We start from the raw sequence: 25,404 nt of genomic DNA, 5'->3' as shown, positions 1-25,404 counted from the left end.
AGGAACCCCAAAAATGCCAAATAGCGGCACAGAACATACCGTTAAAGCTTTTGACACCGATATAAATGAGCTGCGCGGCATGGTTGCAGAAATTGGTGGTCGCAGCGAACAGGCGATTTCGAAGGCAATGCGTGCCCTGGAAAAGCATGACCTGAAACTGGCTGAAGAAGTTGTTGCAGAAGACAAGTTGATCGACGACTTGGAAAAGCGAATAGATGATCTGACTTTTCAGACAATTGCCCTGCGTGCACCGATGGCTGACGATTTGCGTGAGTTAATCGCTACGTTCAAGATATCCGGCGTTGTCGAACGCATCGGTGATTATGCGAAGAACATAGCGAAACGCGTCCCCGTTATCGCCAGCACCCATAAACTGGGTCCTGCTTCGTTATTGCCCTCAATGTCAAATGTGGCTTCAGAACTTGTGAGAGACTCTCTGGAAGCTTTTGCCAGGCGAGACGCCGATCTGGCTCTTGATGTTAGCGAGCGTGACCAGATCGTTGATGATTTTTATACCAGTATATTTCGCTCGGTTATCACTTACATGATCGAAAATCCAAAGGACATTGGGGAAGCAGCGCATCTGCTTTTCATCGCCAAAAATCTAGAACGTATCGGCGATCACGCAACCAATGTTGCGGAAATGGTCTATTTTGCCGCCAAAGGTGAGCCGATGCCGGAACGTGATCGCGGCGAGAACCCCACTGATTTAATAGAAGAACCGACCGACGGGAGATAGCAATATGTCCAATGCAAGACTGTTACTGGTTGAAGATGACGCTGCACTGGCCGAACTGCTGTCATGGAACTTCAAAAAAGAGGAATATGACGTCATTCAAACCGCTGATGGCGAGGAAGCATTGCTGCTTGTGAAGGAGAATCGTCCCGATGTTATCTTGCTGGATTGGATGATCGAAAACCTCTCGGGTATAGAAGTTTGCCGCCGTCTCCGTCGTTCTCCGGAAACTGCCAATATTCCGATCATAATGCTAACCGCTCGTGGCGAAGAAGAAGATAAAATCCGCGGTCTGGAAACCGGTGCTGATGATTATATTACAAAACCGTTCAGCCCGCGCGAGTTGATAGCCCGGGTCAAAGCTGTATTGCGGCGTGTCCGACCTGCATTGGCGGGCGAGAAGCTCGCTTTTGGGGACCTGGAGATGGATACTGTGGGCCACAAGGTGAAACGTGATGGCGACACCATTCCTCTCGGTCCAACTGAATTTCGGCTGTTGCGCCATTTTCTGGAGCATCCCAACTGGGTGTTTTCGCGTGAGCGCTTGCTGGACAGTGTCTGGGGGCAAGACAGCGACATAGAGCTAAGGACCGTCGATGTTCATATTCGGCGCCTGCGCAAGGCGTTGAACGCAAACCAGCGTCCGGATATTATCCGAACAGTCCGATCTGCTGGCTATGCTCTTGATACGGAAGCCGCTTAGCCCAAGATGTTCTGCAATGAGCGCAAAAAAAGACCGGCTTTTGCCGGCCTTTTTCATTTGCTCTGCTTGGAGTTTCTAGAAAGAAATCTGCGCCCGTGCTCCGATAACATCAACCGAATAGTCATCCGGGGCTCCAGTAACGATGCCAAGAGCATTACCATAAGATAGATGGCCGTAGTTTACCAGAAAACGAACATAATCGACCGGAGTCCAAATTAGTGATGCCATATATCCGTCTTGCGTACCGCCAATGATTCCAGCGTCTGTAAGATCAAGCCGGTCATAACGCACATTTACTTGCCAGGCACCAGAACCACCCGAACCAACGGGATTGTTAACTTTCACACCTTTGAAAACACCGCCCTTATATTCGCGCTTGTCATCGGTCAGAAACAACCCGGCTTCTATCGAACCGCCAAAAAAGGTGGGATTAGCCAGTCCGGGCCGACTGACCTTTGCCCAGTGAGTTTCGGCAGCGGCATGAAAACGACCGGAAATCAAAGCAGCTTCCAGACCATAAGTCAGCTGCTCTTCTGCGGAGATGTTGCCAGTGTTGATGAAACGCGTATCCACGCTGTGGATCAAAGGGCGCTGCCGATAGCGGACGGAATCAATGGTATCTCCAAGATCCGTCCAGTGAACGGAGCCACCCAGATGAAGCTGGGCATCGCCAAGTTTTGGCGCAAACACCAGCCTGCCATCAAGGCTGATGCTGTCGTTACCGTCACTCAGGTCATCAATATTGTCGGTAAATACACCGCCTTGCAGCAACAAATCACCGGTCTTGTAAGCTGCGGAAACACCGACCTTACGCTGAAAACCAAATGCATCGGTAAAGGCAGAACGTTCAATAAAGCTGGTATCGTTGCTGCTCGATATTTCTTCCAATGACTGGAAGTTATTATGCTGGCCAACCGTTACCGTTAGACCACCGCTTTTATAATCGAGATAGGCGTCGGTTAGTTCAACACCGTCCAAAAGATCCGCCTCAAGCTTATAGCCGAAACCGCCAGGAATCTTGCCCTGCACGCCCAAGCGAACACGCCGTGCTTCGTTTGAGAAACCTTCGCCAGGAATATCAATTGTCGATGGTACAGATGAAAGATTATTGAAATCGTAGAGAATACGACCGCGCGGCTTGAAGCTCCAACCGTCGTCGGTTTTGATTTCAGGAGCGCCCTTAAACTTGATACTGGTTTTCTCTTTGGTTTGAGCGACTTTTTCTACCGCAGCGACTTGCTTGCCTTGCCGTTGTTGTAAGGTTTCAACACTACCAAGCTGCGCGCGCAAGCTGACGACTTCTTGCTCCAGCTGATTAAGACGCTCCAATAGCGCTGCTGCTTCCTCGCTCGATATTTGCGCCGCAATGGCCTGGTTCGGCAAAAGTGCCAAGATCGCGGCACTTGTTACAAGAGTAGATTTCAAATTCATGTTCACAGAATCCCCAAACAATGTCTTGATTGATGACGGCTCTATGATTTTTAGGTTTCGGAAAAACGTCTTTTTTATTGCAGTTTTTTTACGAGTTGATTGTTTCCCAATTTTCCGGACTGAAGTGCCTTATTCTGAGACCAGTTTCAATAATTTGCGTTCCATTGGAGCAAGCACCCCGGCAAGCTCATGGCCACGCTTTAGTATCTGCCCATGCTCGCCATGCAACGTCCACATACCTTGTTTATTGCGATCCGCCGGACGCTTCTCGATTCGCATCTGTGGGCGTTCCGATGTCCGCCGAAATGCAGCAAAAACGGCTGCGTCCTTACCCATATCCATTGCGTAATCACGCCAATGGCCTGCCGCGACCATTCGTCCGTAAAGATTGAGAATCCGTTCCATTTCTTTCCTTTCAAATCCTACCTGAACGGAGGACACTTTCCTGTTGGGAAAAGATGAAACGTTGGAATTTTCAGAGCGCATCAGGCGCTATCTCTTTTGCTTTCCGATTTATCGTTCTGAGGCTTGTCACGGCCCTCTGCATATGCGGCGATCCGTTTTTGCAGCTGCTCCATTTCACATTGCAAGATTTCAAGCTTCTGCGTTGCGGGATCAAAAACCTCACTGCATGGAGTTCCATAGGGGGTGAATTCTTCCTGATATTGTTCTACTTGAACAAGCGTTGGACGAGCCCTAACACCCACCATCGTCGCACCCTCTGGTACGTCCTGCGTCACCACGGCATTGGCCCCGATACGTGATCTTTTACCTACCGTAATGGGCCCTAGTATCTGTGCGCCAGATCCTAAGATGGCATCATCCTCAATGGTTGGATGCCGCTTGCCACCGACACCGTTTGCCGGATTGGTCCCGCCAAGCGTCACGCATTGATAAATAGTAACATTGTCCCCGATTTCGGCAGTTTCACCAATTACCGAAAAACCGTGATCAATAAACAAATGTCGGCCAATCTTGGCACCTGGATGAATATCGATAGCAGTAAAAAGGCGAGAAAAATGGTTCACAAACCGCGCAAAAAAGAAGAGTTCACCTTTGAAGAACCAATGCGCAATCCGGTGCAAACCCAAAGCTAATACACCCGGATAAAGGAGCACTTCCCAGCGGGAGCGAGGAGCGGGGTCTCTCGCTTTAATGGAGTCCAGATACTCACCAAGGTCCCGAAACATGTCTTCCTCCGACAATTTACAAGTAGATAAGCTAAGGACCCCGATCGGATATTTCCAGTCCTTTCTTGCAACTCATTTAAAACGGGTCTTTTTGCACTCGTATTTATGATCATCTTGAATTATTGGGCAGCCATTCATCGAAGGGTCAAATCATGTCAAACTACCTGCCGACACTGAAGCAGCTGCAATATCTGGTGGCACTGGAAGAGCATGGTCATTTTGGACGGGCGGCGGAAGCTTGTTACGTTACCCAGTCGACCCTTTCAGCCGGCATTAAAGAACTGGAGACATTGCTTGATGTAATGCTGGTAGAACGGACACGCCGCGTGGTTCGCTTTACTGAACTTGGCAAGCAAATGGTGGAAAAATCACACCGTATTTTGCGGGAAGCGGAAGAGCTTTCCGACATGGCGCGTTCCGCTGGTCAGCCACTTGTTGGTGATGTCCGCATGAGTGTAATTCCAACAATTGCGCCATTTCTATTGCCCAAACTGCTCCCCAGATTGCGAAAAGAACGGCCGGAACTCAAACTCTATCTCAAGGAAGAAACCAGTCATTCGGCCTGTGATTCACTCAATCACGGGCAAGTGGACTGTGTTCTGTTAGCCCTGCCCTTTTCATGCGGTGATGTTGAATCGGAAACTCTATTCAATGATGAAATTTTTGTTGCTTTTCCGAAGGATGATCCTCGCGATCCGCCCAAAGTGATTGATCCAGCGATCATAGATGAAAATAGACTCTTGTTGCTGGAGGACGGCCATTGCCTGAAAGATCATGCTCTTGCCGCCTGTGATCGCCCGGAGCTCAGAGCATCCGCGCGTATGATGGGTACGTCACTTCACACCCTGGTTCAAATGGTCGATAACGGGTTGGGTCTAACTTTACTTCCGAAAATGGCCATCGATAGCGGAATTCTGACCCATACCGATATTTTGGCACGGCCTATCAAGTCGGATCGTGCATTTCGTGATATCGCTTTGGTATGGCGCAAAAACAGTCCTCGCAAAGAGGAATTCAAGCTTCTGGCGGAGATCATGCGCCAGAGTCAAAGCTGGGTTACAGAAAAAGCTGCCTAGTTTTGCCAGCCTTTGGCGGCATCAAGGTCTGACTGACGTTCTTCGACCCAGCTCTCGCTGCCATCTTGTTTTATTTCTTTTTTCCAGAACGGCGCAACTGTCTTGAGCTGATCCATGATGTAGGAACAGGCTTCAATCGAAGCCTGACGGTGGTCGGAACAGGTGCATGCCAAAACAATCTGTTCACCAACGCTTAAACGCCCCACCCTGTGGATGATAGTAATCCCGTGAAGATCCCACTTTTCTAACGCTTCATCAGCAATTTTGCGTAGCGCCTTCTCGGTCATGGCAGGATAATGTTCAAGTTCCAGCGCATCAAGCGTGCCATCGCCTCGTACTTGTCCAATAAAGCTGGTCACGGCACCACCACCGAGCGCAGACAGGTTTTTGATTTCCGCACCGGCATCAAAATCACTTTCTATGACAGATACCCTGATCATCCGCCCGTTACCGGTGGAAATATCGCAAGTTCCTCAGCATCACGCAGTGACGCTTCCAGCCCGACAAAATCCTGATCCAAAGCGAAACGCAACTTTCTAAGATCGGAAAATACATCGCGATAGACTGGATGACAATTTTGCAGATGCTCGACAAGTTGGCCGACATTCTCCACAATTTCAGGAAGCTCCAATAGTTCCTGATCACGGCCAAGCCGCTCTTTTACCCAGGAGAAATAGACAATGTTGATCTGGTTGGGCATTTCGCTGGTCATCTAATCCATATGCTTCAGACCAACCCGTAGATAGTCCCAGCCTGTAATGAGCGTCAATATCGCCGCAGCCCAAAGTGTCCATATGCCGACGGTAAGAATAAATCCAAACTGCGGTAACCCACCGGACAATATCAAAGCGCCAAGCGAAATGAGTTGAAATGTGGTTTTCCATTTGGCCAGCTGTGAAACCGGAACGCTGACTTGCAGTCCTGCCAGAAACTCACGCAATCCAGACACTGCAATTTCGCGAAGCAGAATAATCAGAGCCGCTATAACGTTATAACCTTCTATGTCGCCGGTTGCGCAGAGGATAAGAATGACCGAAGCGACCATGATCTTATCGGCAATTGGGTCGAGAAAGATGCCCAGCTTGGACACTGTGCCCTGGGATCGTGCAAGATAGCCATCAAAATAATCCGTTATCGCCATCAACCCATACAATACCGTCGCCAGCAAATAGCCCAGTTTCCAGTCCGGCCACCATAGTAAACCGACCAGAAACGGCACCGTGAATATACGGGAAAGGGTCAAAATATTCGGTAGATTCAACATATTGCCCGCTGCCATAACGAGGTTTGGTCAAAAGTTAAATCCTATCGTTGCGATCCCGGCATTGATGCGTAAATTTTCTCGCATCCAACGCCTTGCGCTATCGGGCAACATCGTTAGGGTAACGCCAAAACTATCCCCCTGTCTGACAATGCTCAACAACAGGAAAACTCCAAGAATGAAATCAGCCGTTCGACTATTGGCAAAGCGCCGCTTTTGGCCGCTTTTCATCACGCAAATGCTTGGAGCATTTAACGATAACTTGTTCAAATTCTCAATGGTTATCCTCGTAACATATGGCATCTATAAGGATCCAGCACAGGACTTTCAGTTTAATGCATTGGCTTCTGGAATTTTCATCCTGCCCTTTTTTCTGTTCTCGTCGCTCGCTGGGCAACTGGCGGACAATTATGACAAAGCACGGATCACAAGGCTCGTCAAAACGCTTGAAATTGCGATCGCTGTCATCGGTGGCATTGGTCTGTTGATACAATCAATCCCGATCATGCTGACCGCTCTGTTCCTGCTTGGCTTACAATCGACGTTTTTTGGACCAATTAAATATGCGATTTTGCCCCAACATCTTGAAAAAGACGAAGTGTTAGCGGGAACGGGATTGGTAGAAGCCGGCACCTATATCGCGATATTAGCGGGCACAATATTGGGCGGAATCATTATCGATCGCAATGGCAATGGCGTTGAGCTGGCGGTTGTTTCCGTGTTTCTGGTGGCGCTGGTGGGCCGTATAGGCGCGCAGTTTATGCCAAGCGCGCCGCCACAAAAAGAAGTCGAAAAGATTGATTTCAACTTTATTCGCTCGTCCATCAAATTGATCTCCGCAACCTTGCACGTTCGGAGGCTATATCTCGCAATCGTGGCTATCAGTTTCTTTTGGACAATAGGATCGGTGCTGATCATTCAGTTTCCGCCATTGGTGGAAAATGTCCTGACATCCACACCTGCAGTCGCCAGCCTTTTTCTGGGGGTCTTTTCGGTTGGTATTGCAGTGGGGTCGATATTGATAAATCGCCTACTAAAAAGCGAAGTTTCTGCGCGATACGCTCCGTATAGTGTCATCGCGATGGGCATATTCGTATTGATACTATATTTCATCGCTCGCGGCTGGGAAGGTCTACCCAATGGCGAGCTCTATACATTCAGCACATTCATGATGCACGACGGCGCATGGGCTCTGCTTGGCACTTTGGCCGGCGTAGCGGTTTTTGGTGGAATGTTTGTTGTCCCGCTTTACGCTTTCTTGACTACGACCGTCGATATCAGCGAAACTGCGAGGACAATCGCAGCCAACAACGTGGTCAACTCGGGATGTATGGTGCTAGGCGCATTGGCCGCATTGGGACTGAGCCTGTTGGGTGTTTCAACCACTGAACAGCTGTTGTTGGTAACGGGAATGTGCATCGTCGCGGCATGGCTAGGCCAGCAATTGCATCTCGCCTGCGACTAAAGCCGTCTTGAAAAACTGTTCAAAAGATGAACAGGTAAAAAGCGGTAAAGAACGCCGAAAAACTCAAAAGAAAGAGGCTTGCATCCTCACTCAGTCGTTTTCTTGGCTTTTTGGCAGTTTCTGCCAAACTGATTTGCTCATCATCCAGAGACAAAGCTTCAAGCGGCAAACTAAGCCGAAAAGGATGCCTCACGCCTTCGTGATGCAATGCAAGTGAGCGGTTCAGATTCTTTTTCATGCCGACTTGTTAACAATTTGTTAGTCATAGAATCCAACAGAAAATTGCCACTCTGCCCTTTTGTATTAAGATGACACAGTCCTATGGATGCTTCCAAGGCAGAATATCTATCCAGAATGGAGTGAAATCAAAGAATGTGTGATCTTTGCAACAATGACTAACATTAAGGATCAAAACCATAAACCTTGTTGATTTCAAACAATTGTTATGGCAATGGGAACTACGTATTGAGTGAAATGCGAAACCCTGAAGGAGCAAAATATGCGTTTCGGTAAAATTGGTATGGCTGCAGTTGCAGCTGCATCTCTGGTTGCTACACCTGTGTTCGCACAGGCTGCACAGCCAGTGGCTAAAGTTTCTCAACCTGTTCGTGCTGGTGCATCTGCAGATGAAGAAAGCAAACTTGAAGGCGGATCAGGCATCATCATCGCCGTTCTTGCTGCTGCCGCAGTTATTGGCGGTATCATCATCGCTGCTGATGGAAGTGATGACGATCCAACAAGCCCCTGAGTTCAGGCGCTAAGTGATTTTGAAATGGCGGCCTTTTGGTCGCCATTTTTTTTGCGCAATAGGTATCAGTAAGTATGAAAAATAGCTATTGAGGCACAAACGGTTGCACTTGACCGACAGATTTCCCATATCCGGTTTATGACAGAAAATCAGCACCATGGCATGCAACAATGGCATGGCACCACCATCCTCTCCGTCCGCAAAAATGGTAAAGTGATCGTCGCTGGCGACGGTCAAGTTTCCATGGGTCAAACCGTAATGAAACCCAATGCCAAAAAAGTTCGGCAACTGCATGACGGATCAGTCATAGGTGGTTTTGCCGGAGCTACCGCAGATGCCTTTACATTATTCGAGCGCCTAGAAGCGAAACTGGAACGCCACAATGGTCAGTTGATGCGTGCAGCGGTGGAACTCGCAAAGGACTGGCGCACGGATAAATATCTACGCAATCTTGAAGCCATGATGATCGTTGCAGATAAAGAGGTCACACTGATTCTGACCGGCAATGGAGATGTTCTTGAACCTACCCAGGGCATTGCTGCGATCGGGTCTGGTGGAAACTTCGCCCTTGCTGCTGCCAGAGCTTTGATTGACTATGAAAAAGATGCCGAAAAGCTCGCACGCAAAGCCATGGCTATTGCTGCAGAAGTCTGTGTCTACACCAACGATCAGCTTACAATCGAAACGCTGGACAGCGCCACTTAGATTACTTGCGCCATTCAGCCACAAATTTTCCACATTTATTCCACTACAGGTTTGACATGCTAGATAATCTTACCCCGAAAGCCATCGTTAAGGCTCTGGACGAACATATTGTCGGACAGAAAGACGCAAAACGCGCAGTCGCAGTCGCATTACGCAACCGCTGGCGGCGTCAAAAACTACCTGTGGATCTCCGCGAAGAGGTGACGCCGAAAAACATTCTGATGATTGGCCCCACGGGTTGCGGAAAGACTGAAATATCAAGGCGTCTTGCCAAACTGGCGGATGCGCCGTTTATCAAGATTGAAGCCACAAAATTTACTGAAGTCGGTTATGTCGGTCGTGACGTAGAGCAAATTGCCCGCGATCTTGCTGAAGAAGCGGTGAGGCTGGAACGCGAACGCCGCCGCTCGGCGGTCAGTGACGTAGCCAGCGATGCAGCCATGAAGCGTTTGCTGGACGTATTATGCGGCGAAAATGCAAGCGAAGCGACGCGGGAAAGTTTCCGCCAACGGGTGGTCGATAATCATATGAACGACACCGAAATCGAGATTGAGGTAGAGGATACCCCCAGTGCACCGATGGACATACCGGGGATGTCCGGTCAGGTCGGAATGATCAATCTGTCTGACATGATGGGTAAGGCATTTGGCCAGAATGCGATGAAACGACGGAAAATGCGGGTTGCCGATGCCTGGGACAAATTGATCGAGGAAGAGTCAGACAAACGCCTCGACGATGATGATATTGCACGAGCAGCGATCACCGACGCGGAATCCAACGGTATCGTATTTCTTGACGAAATTGACAAAATCGCGGTCAGCGATGTGCGCGGTGGTTCAGTCAGCCGAGAAGGGGTTCAACGCGATCTCCTCCCCTTAATTGAAGGCACGACGGTCGCGACAAAATACGGTCCGATGAAAACGGATCATATCCTGTTCATCGCATCTGGCGCTTTTTCTATCTCCAAACCCAGTGACATGTTGCCTGAGCTACAAGGTCGGCTTCCCATTCGAGTTGAACTTCGCGCGTTAACTGAAAAAGACTTTGTTCGCATTCTTACGGAAACGAAAGCCAATCTGCCTGAGCAATATGTCGCGCTCTTGGGCACCGAAGAAGTCACCATCGACATCACACAAGATGCTATTGAAAAACTTGCACAAATTGCAGCCAATGTGAACGAGACGGTAGAGAATATCGGTGCACGCCGATTGCAGACCGTGATGGAGAAACTGCTGGAAGAGATAAGTTTCGATGCAGAAAATCACAAAGGGGAAACAATCGCGGTGGATGCCACCTATGTCGATAGCCAGCTATCTGATGTTGCGAAGGACACAGACTTGTCCAAATATGTGCTATAGGATTTTCCAAACTTGATCTGACGGGAGCAGAATATGGCTGAGGGTGGGTGCTATTGTGGAGCAGTGCGCTATGAAATATCTGGTGAGCCGATCAACCAGTCCATATGCCATTGTCGTGACTGCCAGAAAAGCAGCGGCTCGGCTTCCGTGGCGTGGATTATGCTAGAAAATGATGAATTTTCCCTAGTTAGTGGTGAACCCAAAACAGTCGAGGGCAAAAACGGTGCAGAACGACTTTTCTGCAACAATTGCGGCACAGGAATCGCTTATAAAAATGCCAATATCTTGCCGGGTATGATCGACGTGCAAACGGCCACACTTGATGAGCCAGAAGCCTATATTCCTGAAATGAACATCCAGCTTGCGGAACAAATCTCTTGGGAAAAGGTCGCACACGAGTTACCGGCCTTTGATCGCTTTCCACCGCAGGAATAATCTGTCTTGAATCCGTAACCGCATACCGTCCTGCGGCGAATTGCCGCTGAGAAACCACAGGAGAATTATTTTGAAAAAGAGTGTATCTCTTTTGGCTTTGACCTCTGCACTGGCCCTCGCATCATGTTCACAATCTGGAAATCCAGTGGATGCCGGCGAAGAAACATCAGAAGCAGCTGAACCCGCAGTGGCTGGAACAGTCGAGGAAGTTCCGACCATCGACGCCGGCCTTGCTGTTGGTTCTTCGGCTCCTATTAAGGCAGAATTTAATACCGGCGACGGTAGCAAGACACTGGCCAGTATCCTGGAGGATGGTCCAGCAATTCTAGTATTCACACGTTCGGTAGAGTGGTGTCCATTCTGTCAGACTCAGTTGAAAGGCATTAACGCAATTGTCAGCGACCTCGATCAGAGGGGCTATAAACTATACGGCGTCAGCTATGACAGTGTCGAAAGCCAGGACCGCTTCTCCAAAAACCAGATGTTGGAATATACAATGCTGTCTGACGAGAATTCTGCAGTGATCGATGCGTTTGAATTGCGCGATCCACAATATACCGAAGGAAAAGCCGTTGGCGTTCCCTATGCTTCAGTCATCGTTGTCGACAAGGATGGCAAGATCATTGCCAAATCTGTGTCGGGTGATTTCAAGAAACGCCCAACAAATGATCAACTGCTGGCGATCGTCGACGCGATATAACGCCTTTTTAATCGCCTATCGGGAAGCCGAGGAAGAAGCCGCGTCGGCTCCGACTTCGGCTTTTTCATTTCCTTCCGGTAGCACAACCAGTTTCCACTTGGTTGAATCCTTGAGATATTTTTGAGCCAGCTGCTGAACTTCTCCAGGTGTGATCACCGTGTAATCTCTCAGTAACGTTCTTAAAACCATGAACTTCTTAGGGTTAAAACTCGCACCCTCCAACTGACTCATCCAGAAGCTGTTACCACTGCTCGCTCTAGATATGAGTTGGCGCAGCGGTTCTACCACCCTGTTCAACTCATCAAGGCTAACCGGTTTTTCTCTCAGGTCTTTCGCGATCAATTCGGCCACGCCGTAAAAACGGTCGATATTATTTGGCGTCAACTGACTGGAGGCGCTTATATATCCACCCTTTTGAAAAGCGACCGGCCAGCTATTTATCACTTGCGGGCTATAGCTCGCCCCTTCTTTGGAGCGTAAAATTTCAAACATGCGATCATTGAAGATTGATACCAGAACCTCCAACTGACGGCTTTCTTTGATATTCTGCAGTCCGCCGCCGGTTGGCCAGGCAATTAAAGCGGCTGCGCGCTCTGCATCCCCTTTGTGAACAAGAATTTCCGGCCCCGCTTTGGAAGACGGGAACATAGGCGACCGACTATCGTCCGGAATGACAGAGACTTTTCGTTTGCGCAGTGCGCCGAAGGTTTTCAGCACCGCGTCAACCGCTTCGTCCCGTTCGAAATCACCAAATAACATCAATTCAATAGGGCCGCTCGACAAAATCGGTTTCCAAAATTTCTTGAAATCCTTGGGCGTCAGCGCTTCAAAATCCTGTTTGTCCGGTGTTTTCCAGCGCGGATCTTTGCCGCGTATCAACCATTCCAAATCTCGTTGTAACACCGCCTGCGGCGAAGCGGCAAAACTGTCATAGCCTATCAAAGAGGCTGCACGCCCGCGAATAACTGGTGCAGCATCCCATCTCGGATATTGCAACTTGGCAGCTATCAAATGCAATTGATCTTCAAGGTCGGCTGCTCTCGTATCGGCCTTGATTTCATAGGCGTCATCATCGATCTCAAACCCGAGCCCGATCCTCCGACCGGTAGTGATTTTGTCCAGCTCCTCTTGTCCCAGATCACCGACACCGCTCGCCATCAAAGCCATTGCTCCAGTCCAGGCTAATCCTTTATCATCGGTGCTTAGACCACTATATCCCGTACCAAAACGGGTGTTGACCATGATCTTATTGCGTTCGGCTTTGTTGGGGAAAAGCAGCACCCGAACACCGTTTGACAATATCAGCTGTTCGATCTCGAAACGCTTGTTCATCTGTGATGAGACAACCTTCCCCTTGCGTCCGATACGTGGCAGCGCGTCAAAACCAAGGTTCGCTTGTTCCACCCGCACGTTCGTTGCCGCCTGGACTTCTTCCAGCAACGAAGCAGCAAGTTTGGAATTGCCGTCGTCTACTACCGTGGGAGAGGTCAGCAAAGCTCGCGTTGCAATGCCATCAAACAGCTTTTGTGTTGATTCAAGCAAGCGCTGAGGTGTGTAAAGGTCCCGCATCTCACGGAACACATCAAGCGCTGTTTGTGGTGTGGCCACGGTTTCTCGAATATCAACGGCATTGACAATATCATCCGCCTGCTTTCGGGCGGCCTCTGTTGCATAGCCTTCGGCACCAATGGAAAGCGCCGCGTCAAACTCTGCTATTTCCCTTGCGATGTCCTGTTCGGAAGGTGCATGAGTGGTTGCGTCAGCTATTACAGCCCGTACATCTTTCAAAGCAGCAGCCCAGTCATCACCCAAGGGCACGATATTCACGAAGGTGCCGTCCACCGACCGGCTAACATCCTCCTGGTTCACATTCGCTTGAAGGTAGCTGCCCCCTGCCCTCGCACGCGCCTCAAGGCGACGATTGATCATCTGGAGCGCCAAAAGATCAATCAACAATTGTTGATTATAAGCGATGGTGTCGTCCACCTTACGCCATGGCCGGACGGTCGCCATTGATATGAAACGTGGCAAGGTTGGTTCGATCAACACCCGGCTGATATCAGCACCAGCCACAGGATCTCCGAAATTTGGTGCGACACCTGGCTCACCTTTGCCCTTCCAGTCAGAAAAGTGCTTTTTCAGCAGCGCTTCAAATTCTGCCGGATCGCCGTCTCCGGCGATGACAATCACTGCATTTTCTGGTCGATACCAGCGGCGATGGAAGAGTTGTAGCGCTTGGGGTGTCGCGGCACTCAATGTTTCCGGGGTCCCGATGGGTGCCCTGTTGGCCAAGCGCTGGCCGGTAAAGAAAAGTTCTCGCGTGGCGTCTTGGACTTTTGTCTGTGGCCCCTGACGTTCCTGCAATTCTGCCATGACGACAGGGCGCTCGGCGTTGATTGCCTGCGCAGTCAAACCCGGCGCACTAATCATACCGGAAATAATCTTGATACTCTCATCCAGACTTGTCGGATTGGCATTGGGCAGATCAAGCTTGTACACCGTCTGAGTTGGCGTGGTTTCTGCATTGCTGTCACTGCCAAACGTCGCACCTAACCGCTGCCAAATGCGTTTAGCTTCACCGTCAGGAACATATTCGGAGCCCCGGAACGAAAGGTGCTCCATAAAATGTGCGAAACCCTGCTCATGATCCTGTTCCATCAATGAGCCAACATCAAGACGGACCCGGATTGATACTTGCCCGGGAGGAACGCCATTATTCTTGACCGCATAGCGCAGCCCATTGTCCAACGATCCGAAAGTCCAGCTCGTGTCGACAGGAACGTCACTGCCTTCATACAGCCATGGCTGTTGTGCGCTAACCTCAGTCTGGGCAGGCTGCGGCTGTGCCTCGACTGGCGTTGTCAGCATCGAGAACGAGACGGTGGTAAAAATGGCAAAGGCAATAAAAAGACGACCGGATGCGCTTTGATAATATTTCATGGCGCAGTTATAAGCAGGCTCAATCTTACTGGCCAGTGAATAAAGATATAGATTGCCATGCAAAATATAGATGGCAATCGGTCAACTTTTCCGCTGCTAAAAGGCAGTTTAGCCTTGATAGCCCAGCCAAATGCTCCCACATATCAAACATGTTGATAGAAACCGAAAAAACGCCCAACCCATCCACGCTCAAATTCCTGATGGGCCAGACAGTTATGGCCGACGGGACAAGGGATTTCGCATCACCGGAAGATGCGGATATTTCTCCACTTGCAGAAGCCTTGTTTACTCTTGGAGACGTGACCGGAGTTTTCTTTGGCTCAGATTTCGTTTCGGTAACGGCTGGCCCTGGATCAGAATGGTCAGATGTAAAACCGCAGGTGCTTAGTATTTTGCTTGATCATTTTTCCGCCGGGCTTCCCTTGTTCAAACCGGGCTCAGCAGGCGAAATACAAATCCCCCCTGAGGAAGAAATTCATGATGATCCGGAAGATGCGGAGATTGTATCTCAGATAAAGGAATTGATCGAAACCAGGGTGCGCCCGGCCGTTGCCAATGATGGTGGTGATATCATCTACCGTGGTTTCAACCGCGGTATCGTTTTCCTGAAAATGCAGGGCGCTTGCGCGGGATGCCCATCATCCACCGCGACGTTAAAGCACGGAATTGAATCTCTGCTCAAACATTATGTCCCAGAGGTTGTGGAAGTTAGAGCCGCTTAATCGAGTCGGCGCAAAATGGATAATGATAAACTTATGAATCAACCACTTGATGACGCTGCACTGGACCAACTTTTCCGAACAGCACGAACCTATAACGGCTATCATGACAAGCCGGTGACTACCGAACAACTGCACGCGATCTGGGATCTCATGAAGATGGGACCAACCAGCGCAAACATGCTGCCCGCAAGGATGGTGTGGTGCCACAGTCAGGAATCCAAGCAACGTCTTGCAGACTGTGCGGGCGAAGGTAACAAAGAAAAAATTGTGAAGTCCCCTGCCGCGGTCATCATCGGCATGGATCAGAATTTTCATGAATATCTTCCCGAACTGTTCCCGCATACCGATGCGAAGAGCTGGTTTGATGGCGATCCGGAGGGGCGTGCCGAGGGTGCGATGCGAAACAGTTCCTTGCAAGGGGCCTATTTCATTCTGGCGGCGCGAGCTTTGGGTCTGGATACCGGCCCAATGTCAGGATTTGACAATGCGGCAGTCGATGTCGCTTTTTTTGGTGATCAACCAAGCGTAAAATCGAATTTCATCTCGACGCTTGGGTACGGTGATCCTTCAACAATTTTTGACCGCAGCCCGCGTCCCGGATTCGACAAATTCAACACAATCATCTGACGACAGGCGTCAGAGCCATGGACAACCGTATTCTAGCCATAGACACTGCCACAACGGCCTGCTCGGTTGCTCTGTTCGAAGACAAAAAAATATTGGCCAGCACCTATGAAGAAATTGGTCGTGGCCATGCAGAGAAGTTGGTGCCGATGATTGCGGAACTGCCCGACAAAGGACGCGCGCATCGCATCATGATCAATTGCGGACCGGGAAGCTTTACCGGCGTCAGAATAGGTCTTTCTGCCGCAAAAGCTCTGGCACTAGCTTGGCAAGCCGAAATTTCCGGATATCAATGCTTACATCTTGTTGCTGCACAGGCTCTGAATGAAATGAAATCCCCCGCTCCTGTTTTTGTAGTGATGCTTGGCGGCCATGGAGAGTATTTTGTCCAGAATTTTGCTGAAGACGGCAGCCCTATAGATGATCTCCTGTCCCTGTCACCTGAATCGGCTTTACGCCACAGAAAAGCAGACCATTTAGCGGGCTCCGCAGCAAAGGCTTTAGCGAACCTGACCGATGGGCTTTCTTATTCATCCATATTGCCGAACGCCGCCAAATACAGCCTATTGTACCAAGCCTATCAATATATAGACCCAACACCTATTTATGGCCGCGCGCCAGATGCACAGCCAGCTCATCGGGACTAGAGTATGTCAGATGTGAACCCCTATCCTGAAAGCAATGAGGCGCCCTTAGATTCCACAACAGCAATAAAGCTTGAATATGGCAGTTTTGATGAACTGAAAGTCGTTATGCGGATTATGCAGGCTTCCTTTTCAAGCCTCTATGGTGAGTCATGGAACGAGCACCAGTGCCGTTCAATGCTCGCTTTGCCCGGCACGCAGCTATTGATTGCCAGTTACAACCTCGAAACTTGTGGCTTTGCTATCAGCAGGAGTGCGGCCGGCGAGGAAGAATTGCTGATGATAGCAGTAGATCCGCAATATCAGAATAAAGGTATCGGGATCGCTCTTCTTGAGCGGCTTATCGCGAACGCAGTTAAAAACGAGGTTACAGCGGTTTTTTTGGAAGTGCGGTCCAACAATCCAGCCCAACATCTTTATGAAAGACTTGGTTTCCAAAAAATTGGACTACGGCGTGCTTATTATTCGGGCGACAACAAAGAAAAATATGATGCCATCACCTACAAAAAACCTTTGTGATGCTTAAAGTAACGCAAAATCAACACAGTATATAGGTTGATGATTGATAATCCACCTGCCCCATGCGACTAAACTCACAGCAAAAAATTGCTCAAAACCATAAAATGGTCGCACTAAGAGGTATATATGACAGAGGAAGATGTTGCTCTGAACGAGACGTTGATTACGCTCACTTCGGATATTGTTGCTGCACATGTTAGCAACAACAGCGTAGCTGTTTCAGACTTGCCACTCATTATTAGCAACGTTCACGACGCGTTGTCGGGACTTGCGGGAAAAGCCGCAGAACAAGCTAAGCCGGAGCCGGCAGTGCCAATCAAATCATCGATAAAACCCGATTACGTCGTTTGCCTGGAAGATGGCAAGAAACTGAAGATGTTGAAACGGCACTTAATGACCCACTACGGTATGACACCGGACGAATATCGGGTAAAATGGGGTCTGCCCAGTAACTACCCGATGGTTGCACCCAACTATGCTCAACAACGCCGCGAACTGGCCAAGGCCATCGGCTTGGGAAAGAAAAAGAAAAAGGGCTAACGTCTCCTTTTCGTTAGATTTTGTCTATGGAAAATTGCGGATGTGTTTCGCAATTTTCCCTTTGCTTTATTGTCTGCCGCGAATAGAGTATAAGCAATTATCAGGATGGAGCGAATGCCGGACAAAATTGATCTTGAGAAGCTATGCGCAGAAAAAGGCTTGCGGATAACCGACCAACGCCGGGTGATTGCCAGAGTCATTTCTGACGCAGACGACCATCCCGATGTCGAAACATTGCATGAACGTGCTTCTGCGGTGGATTCCCGCATTTCGATAGCCACTGTTTATCGAACTGTTCGTCTATTTGAGGAAGCTGGTATTCTCGATCGTCATGACTTTGGCGATGGTCGGGCACGCTACGAGGCTGTGCCAGAAGCACATCATGACCATCTTATCGACGTTGAAACTGGTAAGGTGATAGAATTTGTCGACCCCGAACTCGAAGCGTTACAAAAGGTAATTGCGGAGAAGCTTGGGTATCGATTGGTCGACCATCGTATGGAACTATATGGCGTATCCTCTGACCGAAAGAGCTGAAGCAGAGCGTTTTTCGATTTCAGTGGTTGGGATGCTATTTGTAGTACTGCGTGTAGCAGCGATCCTGCTAAGCTTGGCCCTCTGTCTGCCAATGCATTATCTCTGGCGACTGTTCCGTATCCCCTCCCCGTGGCCCCGCTTTTTCCTGTGGTCAGTCGCCACCAGTTGTGGTGCGATTATCAAAACCGAGGGACATCGTCTCAAGCAAAATGTTTTCTATGTTTCAAACCACATAAGCTGGTTCGACATCCCAGTTATTGCAGGGGTAACTGGTTGCACCTTTGTGGCCCAGGACGGTATCGCAAGTTGGCCGATTATCGGATGGCTATGTCGCATCAACAAGACCATTTTTGTCTCCAGAACAGACCGTATGCAAGTTGGCAACCAAATTGATATTATTCGGGAGGCCATTGAGGAAAAATACCCGATCACGGTGTTTCCCGAGGGAACAACGACAGACGGACATCGCCTACTGCCATTCAAGCCTTCACTTTTCCAAGCAATGGCACCACCACCCAAACCAACCATGATCCAACCCATGTTGCTCGATTATGGTGCGGCCAGCAAAGATATCGCATGGGTCGGTGAAGAACCGGCTATTGACAATGCCAAGCGGCTATTTGCACGATTGGGAACAATTCCGACCACTTTGCATTTTCTGGAACCTTTCGATCCCGCCGACTTTGCTGATCGCAAGGCCATTTGCGCAGAGGCCGAACGACGGATTGCCAGCGCGCTTTCCGCTTCCCTGTCCGGAGAGCCCGTTGTATAGGCCGCGGTTATGAATCGATCCGATCCGAAAAAATTCCGCATTAAATCCTTTGGCTGTCAGATGAACGTCTATGATGGTGAGCGCATGTCCGAAATGCTTGTCGATCAGGGCATGTCGAGCGCTGGCGATGGTGAAGACGCTGACCTAGTTGTCCTCAACACCTGTCATATCCGTGAAAAAGCGGCCGAAAAAGTCTATTCCGACATCGGACGACTGCGTGACAAAGATGGTAATAGCCCGATGATTGCCGTCGCTGGTTGTGTCGCACAAGCAGAGGGCAAAGAAATTTCGCGGCGCGCGCCAAGTGTTGATATCGTGGTTGGCCCACAGGCCTATCACCGGCTACCGGAGCTGATCGATCGGGCCAAGACCGGTAAAAAGGCACTGGACACGGATATGCCAGCGGCGTCCAAGTTCGATGTTTTGCCAACCCGCAAGAAGCAGGCACGCCCGACCGCCTTTTTGACTGTGCAGGAAGGGTGCGACAAATTCTGCACTTATTGCGTTGTGCCTTATACGCGCGGAGCGGAGATTTCGCGCCCTTGGGGTGATCTAGTAAATGAAGCAAAGGCATTGGTTGATGGCGGCGTCAAGGAAATCACCTTGCTCGGTCAGAATGTAAACGCTTGGACAAGCGAAGACGACAAGGGGCAGATACAAGGGCTTGACGGCCTCATTCGCGCGCTGGACCATATCGATGGTTTGGAGCGCATCCGTTACACCACCAGCCATCCGAATGACATGACCGAAGCACTGATCGCAGCCCATGGCGAAATACCGGCGCTTATGCCTTATCTCCATCTTCCAGTTCAGTCGGGAAGTGACCGTATATTGAAAGCGATGAATCGTTCACATACGACCGAAAGCTATCTCAACATATTGTCAAGGATGAGAAAAGTCAGGCCGGATATTGCTATTTCTGGCGACTTTATTGTTGGTTTTCCGGGTGAAACCGACGCTGATTTTGAAGAAACTTTGGCGATTGTCCGCGAGGCCAACTACGCGCAGGCTTATTCTTTTAAATATTCCCCGCGACCCGGCACACCTGCGGCTGTGATGGAAGATCAAATTGCTCCAGATGTCATGGATGAACGCCTTCAGCGGTTGCAATCTCTGCTGAATGAACAGCAGCATGATTTCAACAGAACAGCTCTTGGTCGACAGACCGACATCCTTTTAGAGCGCAATGGCAAACTCGACGGGCAACTTGTTGGCAAGACCCCCTGGTTACAATCAGTCCATATCATCGCCCCCGAATTGGCGATTGGCGATATGGTGGACGTGACAATTGAAAGCGCGGGGCCCAACAGTCTGCAGGGTAAATTGACACGGAGAGAAGCTGCTTAATGGCCAAAAAAAACATTGCCGAAGATAAACTCAATCTGGTGACGCTGGACGTTGAATTTGACGATCCTCAAATATTGGGTGACCTTTTTGGTGAATATGATCGCAATATTGTGGCTATTGAAAACAGGCTCGGTGTCTATATCGCCGCTCGTGGCACCAAGTTAAAGATTGAGGGTGAAGAGGAAGCGGCAGCCCAAGCGCGTGATGTCTTGACCGGGATATATAACCGCCTGGAAGAGGGGCAGGAAATTGACGCTGCACTAGTTGAGGCCATCATCGGTATGGTTGCCGATCCACGGGTTTCGAAAACCGCAAAATCTGATCAATCCACAAAACCAGCTAAAAGCGACATCTCGGCACCCCCGAAAGTAATGATCAAGACGCGCAAGAAAACGATTTTTCCGCGCTCTGTTCGCCAGGCTGACTATATGGAAAAGCTGGCCCGTGATGATTTGATCTTCTCGCTTGGTCCCGCAGGCACGGGAAAGACCTATCTCGCGGTGGCGCAGGCCGTATCGCAGCTTATAACCGGATCGGTGGATCGTCTTATCCTGTCCAGACCTGCTGTAGAAGCGGGCGAGAAAATCGGTTTTCTTCCCGGTGATATGAAGGAAAAAGTCGATCCTTTCCTGCGCCCTCTTTACGATGCATTATATGACACTCTGCCCGCAGAACAGGTGGAACGACGCATTGAAAGCGGCGAGATCGAGATTGCACCCATCGCATTCATGCGTGGCCGAACATTGGCCGATGCCTTTGTGATATTGGATGAAGCGCAGAACACCACTACCGCCCAGATGAAAATGTTCCTCACCCGTTTCGGCATGAACAGCCGTATGGTCATTTGTGGTGATCCGAAACAGGTAGATTTGCCGCACGGTGCCACGTCCGGCCTTGCCGATGCCGTACAAAAACTAGACGGCGTTGACAGTGTCAGTACCGTCAAATTCGGTGCAGCCGATGTCGTCCGCCATCCATTAGTCGGCAAAATTGTTGAAGCCTATGAAGGCAAAGATGCTGCAGATTGAACTCAATGCGGGTCCTCAGTGGCGAGATTCAAATGACTGGCAAAAACACAGTGAACAGGCTGCGCGGGCTGCGCTTTCCGTTTCGTCCTATGGAGACTTGGCGGAGAGGAATTTTGCATTGGAAATCAGCATAAAACTCTCAAACAACGATGAGGTCCAGGAGCTGAACTCGGCGTATCGTGGCAAAGATAAACCCACCAATGTACTATCTTTCCCTTTGGTTCCTCATGACTTGCTGAAATCCTTGTCCAACAGTGACGACGGCGAAGTGCTGTTAGGCGATGTAATCATGGCGCATGACGTTTGCGCCAGTGAAGCAAAGGCAAAATCCGTTCCCATGGCAGACCATGCAACGCATCTGCTAATTCATGGTGTTTTGCATTTATTGGGCTATGATCATGAAACAGAGTCGGATGCCTTGATCATGGAGGCTTTAGAAGTCAAAGCGTTGCAAAAATTGGGCATTGCCAATCCCTATAACGATCAACATATATGATGAGTGTCCAAAGACAAAAAAATGCCAGACGATAGTAACAACAATAATGGGGCGAACGGTCGACCTTCCTCTGCCGCTCGCAATGAGGACGATGAACCGGGACGATTATGGCGCAGCCTGAAAGCTTTGGTTTTCGGCGAAGCGGAAGATAATTCGCTGCGTGCGCAACTCGAAGAAGTTATTGATGAGCATGAAAGTGATGGCGACGTCGACAAAAAGGGCGAACCGGATATTTCACCGGTTGAACTCGAAATGCTCCGCAACCTTCTGCATTTCAGTGATCACCGTGTTGATGATATTGCGGTTCCTCGTGCCGATATGGTCGCGATTGAGGAAAGCGCACCATTTGAAGAATATGTCGAGATATTCTCCGAACATGGCCATAGCCGAATCCCGGTATATCGCGATAATCTAGATACGATTATCGGCATGATACATATCAAGGATATCTTCGCGCTAGTTGCGAAAGGTGGAACGCCGCCGACGGACATTACGCCCTATCTTCGTCAGCCCCGATTTGTTCCGGAATCGATGGGTGTATTGGATCTGCTCGCCGAAATGAGGGCAACGCGCATTCATCTTGCCATTATTTTCGATGAATATAATGGCACAGAGGGCCTTGTCACGATTGAAGACATTGTTGAAGAGATTGTTGGCGAGATCGAAGACGAGCATGACGATGAACCGGTTCCCATGTTAAAATCACTAGACAACGGCATTTGGGAAGCAGACGCCCGGGCAGAATTGGATGATATCGGCGAAGAAATCGACCCGGCACTGGCCGAGATTGATGAAGATGTCGATACGATTGGCGGACTATCCTTCGTGCTGGCTGGCCACATTCCAAAAACCGGCGAAATGCTGCAACATCCCAGTGGCTGGCAACTTGAAATATTGGATGCTGATGACCGCCGCGTTACCAAATTACGCCTGTTACCGCCCGGTCCAGACGCCACCGCACCCCATCATATCGGCTGAGATTCTGCCAACTGCGCTGCCCGTTTTCGCCAAGTTTCTGCCAGTGCTGGCATATCGGACAATTTACGCAATTCAGGCCTCTGCCCTTTGTGCTTACCGCCGATGATAAGTCCGAACAGGCGCTGCAATGGCCAATCAGGATGTACTCGCTCCTGCTGAATGATCGTATCGCCTGCACGTATCTTCCCGGGCTCAAGCACCCGAAAATAGCTGCCGGACTTTGTCGTCTTTATCACCGTTTTCAAAACATCCGCGTGCCCAAAATGATGATTGAGTTTCCAACAGGGTTGGCGAGCATGACTGCATTCGATCAATGCATCTCCGATACGAAAAATGTCGCCAAGACATAACTTGTCTTCCGTCATCCCTGTGCAGCTTAAATTTTCCCCAAAAGCACCTGGGCGAGTCAAGATTTCCAACCCGGGATATTTGTCTGCCCAGAAAGCGTAATGCTCCACTGGATAGAGATGTACCGCCTTGTCCCGTCCGCCATGGTGAAGCGGATCAGCCACCTGATTGCCCTCTAAACCAAGCAGTCCAAGCTGAACGGGATATGCAACCAGTTGTTTGGCTATTGCACTCATCTCGCCATCTTCGCGAAATGGTTTTGGTGTGCCGATCAGCAAGTTATCCAGAATTGTTTCAATCATTCGCACCATTTAACCGGCAAAGATCATATTAGCAATTTGCCTGAGATTATGCTTCAAGCTGACAATGAATATCAGTGATCTGCGCATTGCCTTGTATAGCGGCAATTATAACTTCGTGCGTGATGGCGCCAACCAAGCCCTGAACAGGCTTGCCGAATATCTTTTGCGTCAGGGAGCGGCAGTACGTGTCTATTCTCCGACCACGGACACCCCTGCTTTTGAACCCACCGGGGACTTGATTAGCGTTCCATCCGTTGCGTTTCCGGGACGCGGAGAATATCGGTTTCCGACTCATTTGTCCGGTAGTGCGAAACGCGATCTTGCTGCTTTCAACCCGAATGTCATGCAGATTTCCAGCCCTGACCGGGTCGGACACCGGATGGTAAGCTGGGCACGAGGGAATGATATTCCCGTACTCGCATCCGTGCATACAAGATTCGAAACCTATCCACGCTATTACAATCTAGCTTTCTTGGAACCTGTTATCGAAGCAATTTTGCGCCGCCTATACCGGCGCTGCGATGCACTTGTCGCCCCTTCCGAGTCGATGGCACAGGTCCTTCGTCAACAACGCATGAACTATGATGTCGGAATATGGTCCCGCGGTGTCGACAAGGACGTGTTTAATCCCTCAAAACGCGATCTGGCATGGCGTCAATCTTTCGGCATCACAGATGAAGAACCGGTCATCGGCTTCCTTGGACGACTGGTGATGGAAAAGGGCCTTGATGTCTTTTCCGATACCATTGATGAATTGAAGCGGCGCCGGATCAAGCACCGCGTTCTGATCATCGGTGAAGGCCCCGCGCAGCAATGGTTTCAAGAGCGAATGGATGACGCGATTTTTGCCGGATTTCAACAAGGTCATGATCTTGGCCGGGCAGTAGCCAGCATGGATATGCTTTTCAACCCCTCGGTCACCGAAACATTCGGCAATGTGACACTGGAAGCGATGGCTTGCGGCCTTCCGGTTGTGGCAGCCAAGGCGACGGGTAGCCAGAGTCTGGTCAAGGACAAACAATCGGGAAGACTGGTCACGCCAGGCGCCATTCGCGATTTTGCTGACGTTCTTCAGCTTTACTGCCAAGACGAGCCTTTACGAAGCGCCCATGGCGCTGCCGGTGAAAAGCGGGCTGACGAATTCAGCTGGGACCAGATTAATCAAACCGTCGCCGAGACTTATATACGCCTCATCCGCCAACGGCAGTCGGGCCAGAGTCCTATCAAACAGGCCGCCATCCGTTGAAGTTGCTTAGCGCAATACACCCTTTCCGGCCATTGCCCGCGTATACCAAAGTAGAAAAATGATCGAAAGTGCAATGACAGCTGTGAATATCCAAATTCCAGGCGTGCTGAGACTGGGCGGCATATCCGCCGTCATTTGATATAGAAATGAACCAATTAGTCCGACCAAGGATATTCCGAATGCAGTGATTGCATGTCGGCTGCGCAGCAATATGAGTAATGACCCAATAAACGCCCCCCAAACACCCAATGCCCAAACTCCATCAGCCCATGCCGGAAACGAGTAGAAATATTCAAGCTGTTCGGGCGTAAAACCACTCATATAGGATTCATTGCGCGTTTGGGTCATTGAATAGTCCAGCGCACCGCCAGAATTCCAGAGTGTTGCGATTACACCGACTACCCATAAATGCCAGGGCGTGTCTGGCTTGCCTTCGTTCTCCACCAAAGGATCCGTTGTCGTAGACATGATTTTCCTCCCTATTTTCCGAAGACGTTATACCACGGGCGTAGATCAGCACAAAATTTGCGCGTAAACCAATGAACAAGCTGGT

At 49.8% G+C, this 25,404-nt stretch carries 31 protein-coding genes; 21 read left to right on the top strand and 10 right to left on the bottom strand.

The window, feature by feature from the left end; translation table 11 throughout:
* The first annotated feature begins 13 nt into the window (after positions 1 to 13).
* Positions 14 to 739: a phosphate signaling complex protein PhoU gene (phoU, locus tag AC6I9Z_RS10120; protein WP_461455733.1), complete on the top strand. Its 726-nt coding sequence runs from the start codon at positions 14 to 16 to the stop codon at positions 737 to 739.
* Between the two features lie 4 nt (positions 740 to 743).
* Positions 744 to 1,439: a phosphate regulon transcriptional regulator PhoB gene (gene phoB / locus AC6I9Z_RS10115; RefSeq protein WP_461455732.1), complete on the top strand. Its 696-nt coding sequence runs from the start codon at positions 744 to 746 to the stop codon at positions 1,437 to 1,439.
* A gap of 75 nt (positions 1,440 to 1,514) precedes the next feature.
* Here phoB and AC6I9Z_RS10110 read toward each other — a convergent pair whose 3' ends face one another.
* From AC6I9Z_RS10110 to epsC, 3 genes are all read right to left on the bottom strand, one after another.
* Positions 1,515 to 2,870: an OprO/OprP family phosphate-selective porin gene (locus AC6I9Z_RS10110; RefSeq protein WP_461455731.1), complete on the bottom strand. Its 1,356-nt coding sequence runs from the start codon at positions 2,868 to 2,870 to the stop codon at positions 1,515 to 1,517.
* Between the two features lie 129 nt (positions 2,871 to 2,999).
* Positions 3,000 to 3,356 carry a DUF2794 domain-containing protein gene (locus AC6I9Z_RS10105; protein WP_461455730.1) on the bottom strand — a complete coding sequence of 119 codons (357 nt, stop codon included), beginning with the start codon at positions 3,354 to 3,356 and terminating at the stop codon, positions 3,000 to 3,002.
* The gene (gene epsC, locus AC6I9Z_RS10100) at positions 3,356 to 4,060 is read right to left on the bottom strand and encodes a serine O-acetyltransferase EpsC (RefSeq protein WP_109357211.1); all 705 of its coding nucleotides are present in this window, start codon (positions 4,058 to 4,060) and stop codon (positions 3,356 to 3,358) included. Before epsC ends, AC6I9Z_RS10105 begins: the two co-directional genes overlap by 1 nt.
* Before the next feature lie 152 nt (positions 4,061 to 4,212).
* Here epsC and AC6I9Z_RS10095 point away from each other — a divergent pair, with 152 nt between their 5' ends.
* A complete protein-coding gene (locus tag AC6I9Z_RS10095; protein WP_461455729.1) occupies positions 4,213 to 5,136 on the top strand; it encodes a hydrogen peroxide-inducible genes activator in 924 nt (307 codons plus the stop codon).
* Here the strand turns inward: AC6I9Z_RS10095 and AC6I9Z_RS10090 are convergent.
* The 3 genes from AC6I9Z_RS10090 to pgsA are packed head-to-tail and all read right to left on the bottom strand — an operon-like array spanning position 5,133 to position 6,400.
* Positions 5,133 to 5,576: a molybdenum cofactor biosynthesis protein MoaE gene (locus AC6I9Z_RS10090; RefSeq protein ID WP_461455728.1), complete on the bottom strand. Its 444-nt coding sequence runs from the start codon at positions 5,574 to 5,576 to the stop codon at positions 5,133 to 5,135. The genes AC6I9Z_RS10095 and AC6I9Z_RS10090 overlap by 4 nt on opposite strands.
* A complete protein-coding gene (gene moaD / locus AC6I9Z_RS10085; protein WP_461455727.1) occupies positions 5,573 to 5,848 on the bottom strand; it encodes a molybdopterin converting factor subunit 1 in 276 nt (91 codons plus the stop codon). The genes AC6I9Z_RS10090 and moaD overlap by 4 nt, the downstream gene beginning before the upstream one ends.
* Complete coding sequence (gene pgsA / locus AC6I9Z_RS10080; RefSeq protein WP_109357730.1) at positions 5,849 to 6,400, bottom strand: CDP-diacylglycerol--glycerol-3-phosphate 3-phosphatidyltransferase; 552 nt, start codon at positions 6,398 to 6,400, stop codon at positions 5,849 to 5,851.
* 175 nt (positions 6,401 to 6,575) lie between these two features.
* Here pgsA and AC6I9Z_RS10075 point away from each other — a divergent pair, with 175 nt between their 5' ends.
* Positions 6,576 to 7,862, top strand: a complete 1,287-nt coding sequence (locus tag AC6I9Z_RS10075; protein ID WP_461455726.1) for an MFS transporter — start codon at positions 6,576 to 6,578, stop codon at positions 7,860 to 7,862.
* 19 nt (positions 7,863 to 7,881) lie between these two features.
* Here the strand turns inward: AC6I9Z_RS10075 and AC6I9Z_RS10070 are convergent, their stop codons facing one another.
* Entirely contained in the window at positions 7,882 to 8,100 is a 219-nt protein-coding gene (locus AC6I9Z_RS10070; protein ID WP_461455725.1) for a hypothetical protein, read from the bottom strand.
* A 261-nt stretch (positions 8,101 to 8,361) separates the two neighbouring features.
* Here AC6I9Z_RS10070 and AC6I9Z_RS10065 point away from each other — a divergent pair, with 261 nt between their 5' ends.
* The 5 genes from AC6I9Z_RS10065 (at position 8,362) to AC6I9Z_RS10045 (ending at position 11,808) form a co-directional block, all read left to right on the top strand.
* Positions 8,362 to 8,610, top strand: a complete 249-nt coding sequence (locus AC6I9Z_RS10065) for a hypothetical protein (protein ID WP_461455724.1) — start codon at positions 8,362 to 8,364, stop codon at positions 8,608 to 8,610.
* A gap of 162 nt (positions 8,611 to 8,772) precedes the next feature.
* Positions 8,773 to 9,315, top strand: coding sequence for an ATP-dependent protease subunit HslV (gene hslV, locus AC6I9Z_RS10060; protein WP_461455723.1), 543 nt, complete (start codon positions 8,773 to 8,775; stop codon positions 9,313 to 9,315).
* 56 nt (positions 9,316 to 9,371) lie between these two features.
* A complete protein-coding gene (gene hslU, locus AC6I9Z_RS10055) occupies positions 9,372 to 10,673 on the top strand; it encodes an ATP-dependent protease ATPase subunit HslU (protein ID WP_461455722.1) in 1,302 nt (433 codons plus the stop codon).
* Between the two features lie 33 nt (positions 10,674 to 10,706).
* The gene (locus AC6I9Z_RS10050; RefSeq protein ID WP_109357218.1) at positions 10,707 to 11,108 is read left to right on the top strand and encodes a GFA family protein; all 402 of its coding nucleotides are present in this window, start codon (positions 10,707 to 10,709) and stop codon (positions 11,106 to 11,108) included.
* 70 nt (positions 11,109 to 11,178) lie between these two features.
* On the top strand, positions 11,179 to 11,808 hold the full coding sequence (locus AC6I9Z_RS10045; protein ID WP_461455721.1) for a peroxiredoxin family protein: 630 nt from the start codon (positions 11,179 to 11,181) through the stop codon (positions 11,806 to 11,808).
* 15 nt (positions 11,809 to 11,823) lie between these two features.
* Here the strand turns inward: AC6I9Z_RS10045 and AC6I9Z_RS10040 are convergent, their stop codons facing one another.
* The gene (locus tag AC6I9Z_RS10040; RefSeq protein WP_461455720.1) at positions 11,824 to 14,748 is read right to left on the bottom strand and encodes a M16 family metallopeptidase; all 2,925 of its coding nucleotides are present in this window, start codon (positions 14,746 to 14,748) and stop codon (positions 11,824 to 11,826) included.
* Positions 14,749 to 14,897: 149 nt separating this feature from the next.
* On the opposite strand from AC6I9Z_RS10040, the gene AC6I9Z_RS10035 reads away from it, so the two are divergent.
* The 11 genes from AC6I9Z_RS10035 to AC6I9Z_RS09985 all read left to right on the top strand — a co-directional run bounded on the left by AC6I9Z_RS10035 (position 14,898) and on the right by AC6I9Z_RS09985 (position 22,955).
* Entirely contained in the window at positions 14,898 to 15,470 is a 573-nt protein-coding gene (locus AC6I9Z_RS10035; protein ID WP_461455719.1) for a NifU family protein, read from the top strand.
* A 33-nt stretch (positions 15,471 to 15,503) separates the two neighbouring features.
* Positions 15,504 to 16,097: a malonic semialdehyde reductase gene (locus AC6I9Z_RS10030; RefSeq protein ID WP_461455718.1), complete on the top strand. Its 594-nt coding sequence runs from the start codon at positions 15,504 to 15,506 to the stop codon at positions 16,095 to 16,097.
* A 17-nt stretch (positions 16,098 to 16,114) separates the two neighbouring features.
* On the top strand, positions 16,115 to 16,741 hold the full coding sequence (gene tsaB, locus AC6I9Z_RS10025) for a tRNA (adenosine(37)-N6)-threonylcarbamoyltransferase complex dimerization subunit type 1 TsaB (protein WP_461455717.1): 627 nt from the start codon (positions 16,115 to 16,117) through the stop codon (positions 16,739 to 16,741).
* 3 nt (positions 16,742 to 16,744) lie between these two features.
* Complete coding sequence (rimI, locus tag AC6I9Z_RS10020) at positions 16,745 to 17,257, top strand: ribosomal protein S18-alanine N-acetyltransferase (protein WP_461455716.1); 513 nt, start codon at positions 16,745 to 16,747, stop codon at positions 17,255 to 17,257.
* A gap of 126 nt (positions 17,258 to 17,383) precedes the next feature.
* Positions 17,384 to 17,797 carry a Ros/MucR family transcriptional regulator gene (locus tag AC6I9Z_RS10015; protein WP_109357224.1) on the top strand — a complete coding sequence of 138 codons (414 nt, stop codon included), beginning with the start codon at positions 17,384 to 17,386 and terminating at the stop codon, positions 17,795 to 17,797.
* 114 nt (positions 17,798 to 17,911) lie between these two features.
* Entirely contained in the window at positions 17,912 to 18,334 is a 423-nt protein-coding gene (locus tag AC6I9Z_RS10010) for a Fur family transcriptional regulator (RefSeq protein ID WP_109357225.1), read from the top strand.
* Positions 18,306 to 19,106 carry a lysophospholipid acyltransferase family protein gene (locus tag AC6I9Z_RS10005; RefSeq protein WP_461455715.1) on the top strand — a complete coding sequence of 267 codons (801 nt, stop codon included), beginning with the start codon at positions 18,306 to 18,308 and terminating at the stop codon, positions 19,104 to 19,106. The genes AC6I9Z_RS10010 and AC6I9Z_RS10005 overlap by 29 nt, the downstream gene beginning before the upstream one ends.
* A 9-nt stretch (positions 19,107 to 19,115) precedes the next feature.
* Positions 19,116 to 20,453, top strand: coding sequence for a tRNA (N6-isopentenyl adenosine(37)-C2)-methylthiotransferase MiaB (gene miaB / locus AC6I9Z_RS10000; protein ID WP_461455714.1), 1,338 nt, complete (start codon positions 19,116 to 19,118; stop codon positions 20,451 to 20,453).
* Positions 20,453 to 21,481 carry a PhoH family protein gene (locus tag AC6I9Z_RS09995; RefSeq protein WP_461455713.1) on the top strand — a complete coding sequence of 343 codons (1,029 nt, stop codon included), beginning with the start codon at positions 20,453 to 20,455 and terminating at the stop codon, positions 21,479 to 21,481. Before miaB ends, AC6I9Z_RS09995 begins: the two co-directional genes overlap by 1 nt.
* Positions 21,468 to 21,977, top strand: a complete 510-nt coding sequence (gene ybeY / locus AC6I9Z_RS09990; protein ID WP_461455712.1) for an rRNA maturation RNase YbeY — start codon at positions 21,468 to 21,470, stop codon at positions 21,975 to 21,977. Before AC6I9Z_RS09995 ends, ybeY begins: the two co-directional genes overlap by 14 nt.
* A gap of 21 nt (positions 21,978 to 21,998) precedes the next feature.
* Positions 21,999 to 22,955 carry a hemolysin family protein gene (locus tag AC6I9Z_RS09985; RefSeq protein ID WP_461455711.1) on the top strand — a complete coding sequence of 319 codons (957 nt, stop codon included), beginning with the start codon at positions 21,999 to 22,001 and terminating at the stop codon, positions 22,953 to 22,955.
* On the opposite strand, the gene AC6I9Z_RS09980 is transcribed toward AC6I9Z_RS09985, so the two are convergent.
* The gene (locus AC6I9Z_RS09980; protein ID WP_461455710.1) at positions 22,943 to 23,605 is read right to left on the bottom strand and encodes an MOSC domain-containing protein; all 663 of its coding nucleotides are present in this window, start codon (positions 23,603 to 23,605) and stop codon (positions 22,943 to 22,945) included. The genes AC6I9Z_RS09985 and AC6I9Z_RS09980 overlap by 13 nt on opposite strands.
* A 64-nt stretch (positions 23,606 to 23,669) precedes the next feature.
* Here AC6I9Z_RS09980 and AC6I9Z_RS09975 point away from each other — a divergent pair, with 64 nt between their 5' ends.
* On the top strand, positions 23,670 to 24,851 hold the full coding sequence (locus AC6I9Z_RS09975; protein ID WP_461455709.1) for a glycosyltransferase family 4 protein: 1,182 nt from the start codon (positions 23,670 to 23,672) through the stop codon (positions 24,849 to 24,851).
* Between the two features lie 6 nt (positions 24,852 to 24,857).
* Here the strand turns inward: AC6I9Z_RS09975 and AC6I9Z_RS09970 are convergent, their stop codons facing one another.
* Positions 24,858 to 25,319, bottom strand: coding sequence for a hypothetical protein (locus AC6I9Z_RS09970; protein WP_461455708.1), 462 nt, complete (start codon positions 25,317 to 25,319; stop codon positions 24,858 to 24,860).
* Positions 25,320 to 25,404: the final 85 nt, after the last annotated feature.

The sequence above is a fragment of the Parasphingorhabdus sp. genome (genome assembly GCF_059726685.1).
This window is presented reverse-complemented; position numbering and strand designations above follow the sequence as displayed.

What these genes read in the sequence shown, in the direction of transcription:
- phoU (WP_461455733.1), top strand. Translation starts at nt 14, where the DNA reads ATGCCAAATAGCGGCACAGAACATACCGTTAAAGCTTTTGACACCGAT.
- phoB (WP_461455732.1), top strand. Translation starts at nt 744, where the DNA reads ATGTCCAATGCAAGACTGTTACTGGTTGAAGATGACGCTGCACTGGCC.
- AC6I9Z_RS10110 (WP_461455731.1), bottom strand. Translation starts at nt 2,870, where the DNA reads ATGAATTTGAAATCTACTCTTGTAACAAGTGCCGCGATCTTGGCACTT.
- AC6I9Z_RS10105 (WP_461455730.1), bottom strand. Translation starts at nt 3,356, where the DNA reads ATGCGCTCTGAAAATTCCAACGTTTCATCTTTTCCCAACAGGAAAGTG.
- epsC (WP_109357211.1), bottom strand. Translation starts at nt 4,060, where the DNA reads ATGTTTCGGGACCTTGGTGAGTATCTGGACTCCATTAAAGCGAGAGAC.
- AC6I9Z_RS10095 (WP_461455729.1), top strand. Translation starts at nt 4,213, where the DNA reads ATGTCAAACTACCTGCCGACACTGAAGCAGCTGCAATATCTGGTGGCA.
- AC6I9Z_RS10090 (WP_461455728.1), bottom strand. Translation starts at nt 5,576, where the DNA reads ATGATCAGGGTATCTGTCATAGAAAGTGATTTTGATGCCGGTGCGGAA.
- moaD (WP_461455727.1), bottom strand. Translation starts at nt 5,848, where the DNA reads ATGACCAGCGAAATGCCCAACCAGATCAACATTGTCTATTTCTCCTGG.
- pgsA (WP_109357730.1), bottom strand. Translation starts at nt 6,400, where the DNA reads ATGTTGAATCTACCGAATATTTTGACCCTTTCCCGTATATTCACGGTG.
- AC6I9Z_RS10075 (WP_461455726.1), top strand. Translation starts at nt 6,576, where the DNA reads ATGAAATCAGCCGTTCGACTATTGGCAAAGCGCCGCTTTTGGCCGCTT.
- AC6I9Z_RS10070 (WP_461455725.1), bottom strand. Translation starts at nt 8,100, where the DNA reads ATGAAAAAGAATCTGAACCGCTCACTTGCATTGCATCACGAAGGCGTG.
- AC6I9Z_RS10065 (WP_461455724.1), top strand. Translation starts at nt 8,362, where the DNA reads ATGCGTTTCGGTAAAATTGGTATGGCTGCAGTTGCAGCTGCATCTCTG.
- hslV (WP_461455723.1), top strand. Translation starts at nt 8,773, where the DNA reads ATGCAACAATGGCATGGCACCACCATCCTCTCCGTCCGCAAAAATGGT.
- hslU (WP_461455722.1), top strand. Translation starts at nt 9,372, where the DNA reads ATGCTAGATAATCTTACCCCGAAAGCCATCGTTAAGGCTCTGGACGAA.
- AC6I9Z_RS10050 (WP_109357218.1), top strand. Translation starts at nt 10,707, where the DNA reads ATGGCTGAGGGTGGGTGCTATTGTGGAGCAGTGCGCTATGAAATATCT.
- AC6I9Z_RS10040 (WP_461455720.1), bottom strand. Translation starts at nt 14,748, where the DNA reads ATGAAATATTATCAAAGCGCATCCGGTCGTCTTTTTATTGCCTTTGCC.
- AC6I9Z_RS10035 (WP_461455719.1), top strand. Translation starts at nt 14,898, where the DNA reads ATGTTGATAGAAACCGAAAAAACGCCCAACCCATCCACGCTCAAATTC.
- AC6I9Z_RS10030 (WP_461455718.1), top strand. Translation starts at nt 15,504, where the DNA reads ATGAATCAACCACTTGATGACGCTGCACTGGACCAACTTTTCCGAACA.
- tsaB (WP_461455717.1), top strand. Translation starts at nt 16,115, where the DNA reads ATGGACAACCGTATTCTAGCCATAGACACTGCCACAACGGCCTGCTCG.
- rimI (WP_461455716.1), top strand. Translation starts at nt 16,745, where the DNA reads ATGTCAGATGTGAACCCCTATCCTGAAAGCAATGAGGCGCCCTTAGAT.
- AC6I9Z_RS10015 (WP_109357224.1), top strand. Translation starts at nt 17,384, where the DNA reads ATGACAGAGGAAGATGTTGCTCTGAACGAGACGTTGATTACGCTCACT.
- AC6I9Z_RS10010 (WP_109357225.1), top strand. Translation starts at nt 17,912, where the DNA reads ATGCCGGACAAAATTGATCTTGAGAAGCTATGCGCAGAAAAAGGCTTG.
- AC6I9Z_RS10005 (WP_461455715.1), top strand. Translation starts at nt 18,306, where the DNA reads ATGGCGTATCCTCTGACCGAAAGAGCTGAAGCAGAGCGTTTTTCGATT.
- miaB (WP_461455714.1), top strand. Translation starts at nt 19,116, where the DNA reads ATGAATCGATCCGATCCGAAAAAATTCCGCATTAAATCCTTTGGCTGT.
- AC6I9Z_RS09995 (WP_461455713.1), top strand. Translation starts at nt 20,453, where the DNA reads ATGGCCAAAAAAAACATTGCCGAAGATAAACTCAATCTGGTGACGCTG.
- ybeY (WP_461455712.1), top strand. Translation starts at nt 21,468, where the DNA reads ATGCTGCAGATTGAACTCAATGCGGGTCCTCAGTGGCGAGATTCAAAT.
- AC6I9Z_RS09985 (WP_461455711.1), top strand. Translation starts at nt 21,999, where the DNA reads ATGCCAGACGATAGTAACAACAATAATGGGGCGAACGGTCGACCTTCC.
- AC6I9Z_RS09980 (WP_461455710.1), bottom strand. Translation starts at nt 23,605, where the DNA reads ATGATTGAAACAATTCTGGATAACTTGCTGATCGGCACACCAAAACCA.
- AC6I9Z_RS09975 (WP_461455709.1), top strand. Translation starts at nt 23,670, where the DNA reads ATGAATATCAGTGATCTGCGCATTGCCTTGTATAGCGGCAATTATAAC.
- AC6I9Z_RS09970 (WP_461455708.1), bottom strand. Translation starts at nt 25,319, where the DNA reads ATGTCTACGACAACGGATCCTTTGGTGGAGAACGAAGGCAAGCCAGAC.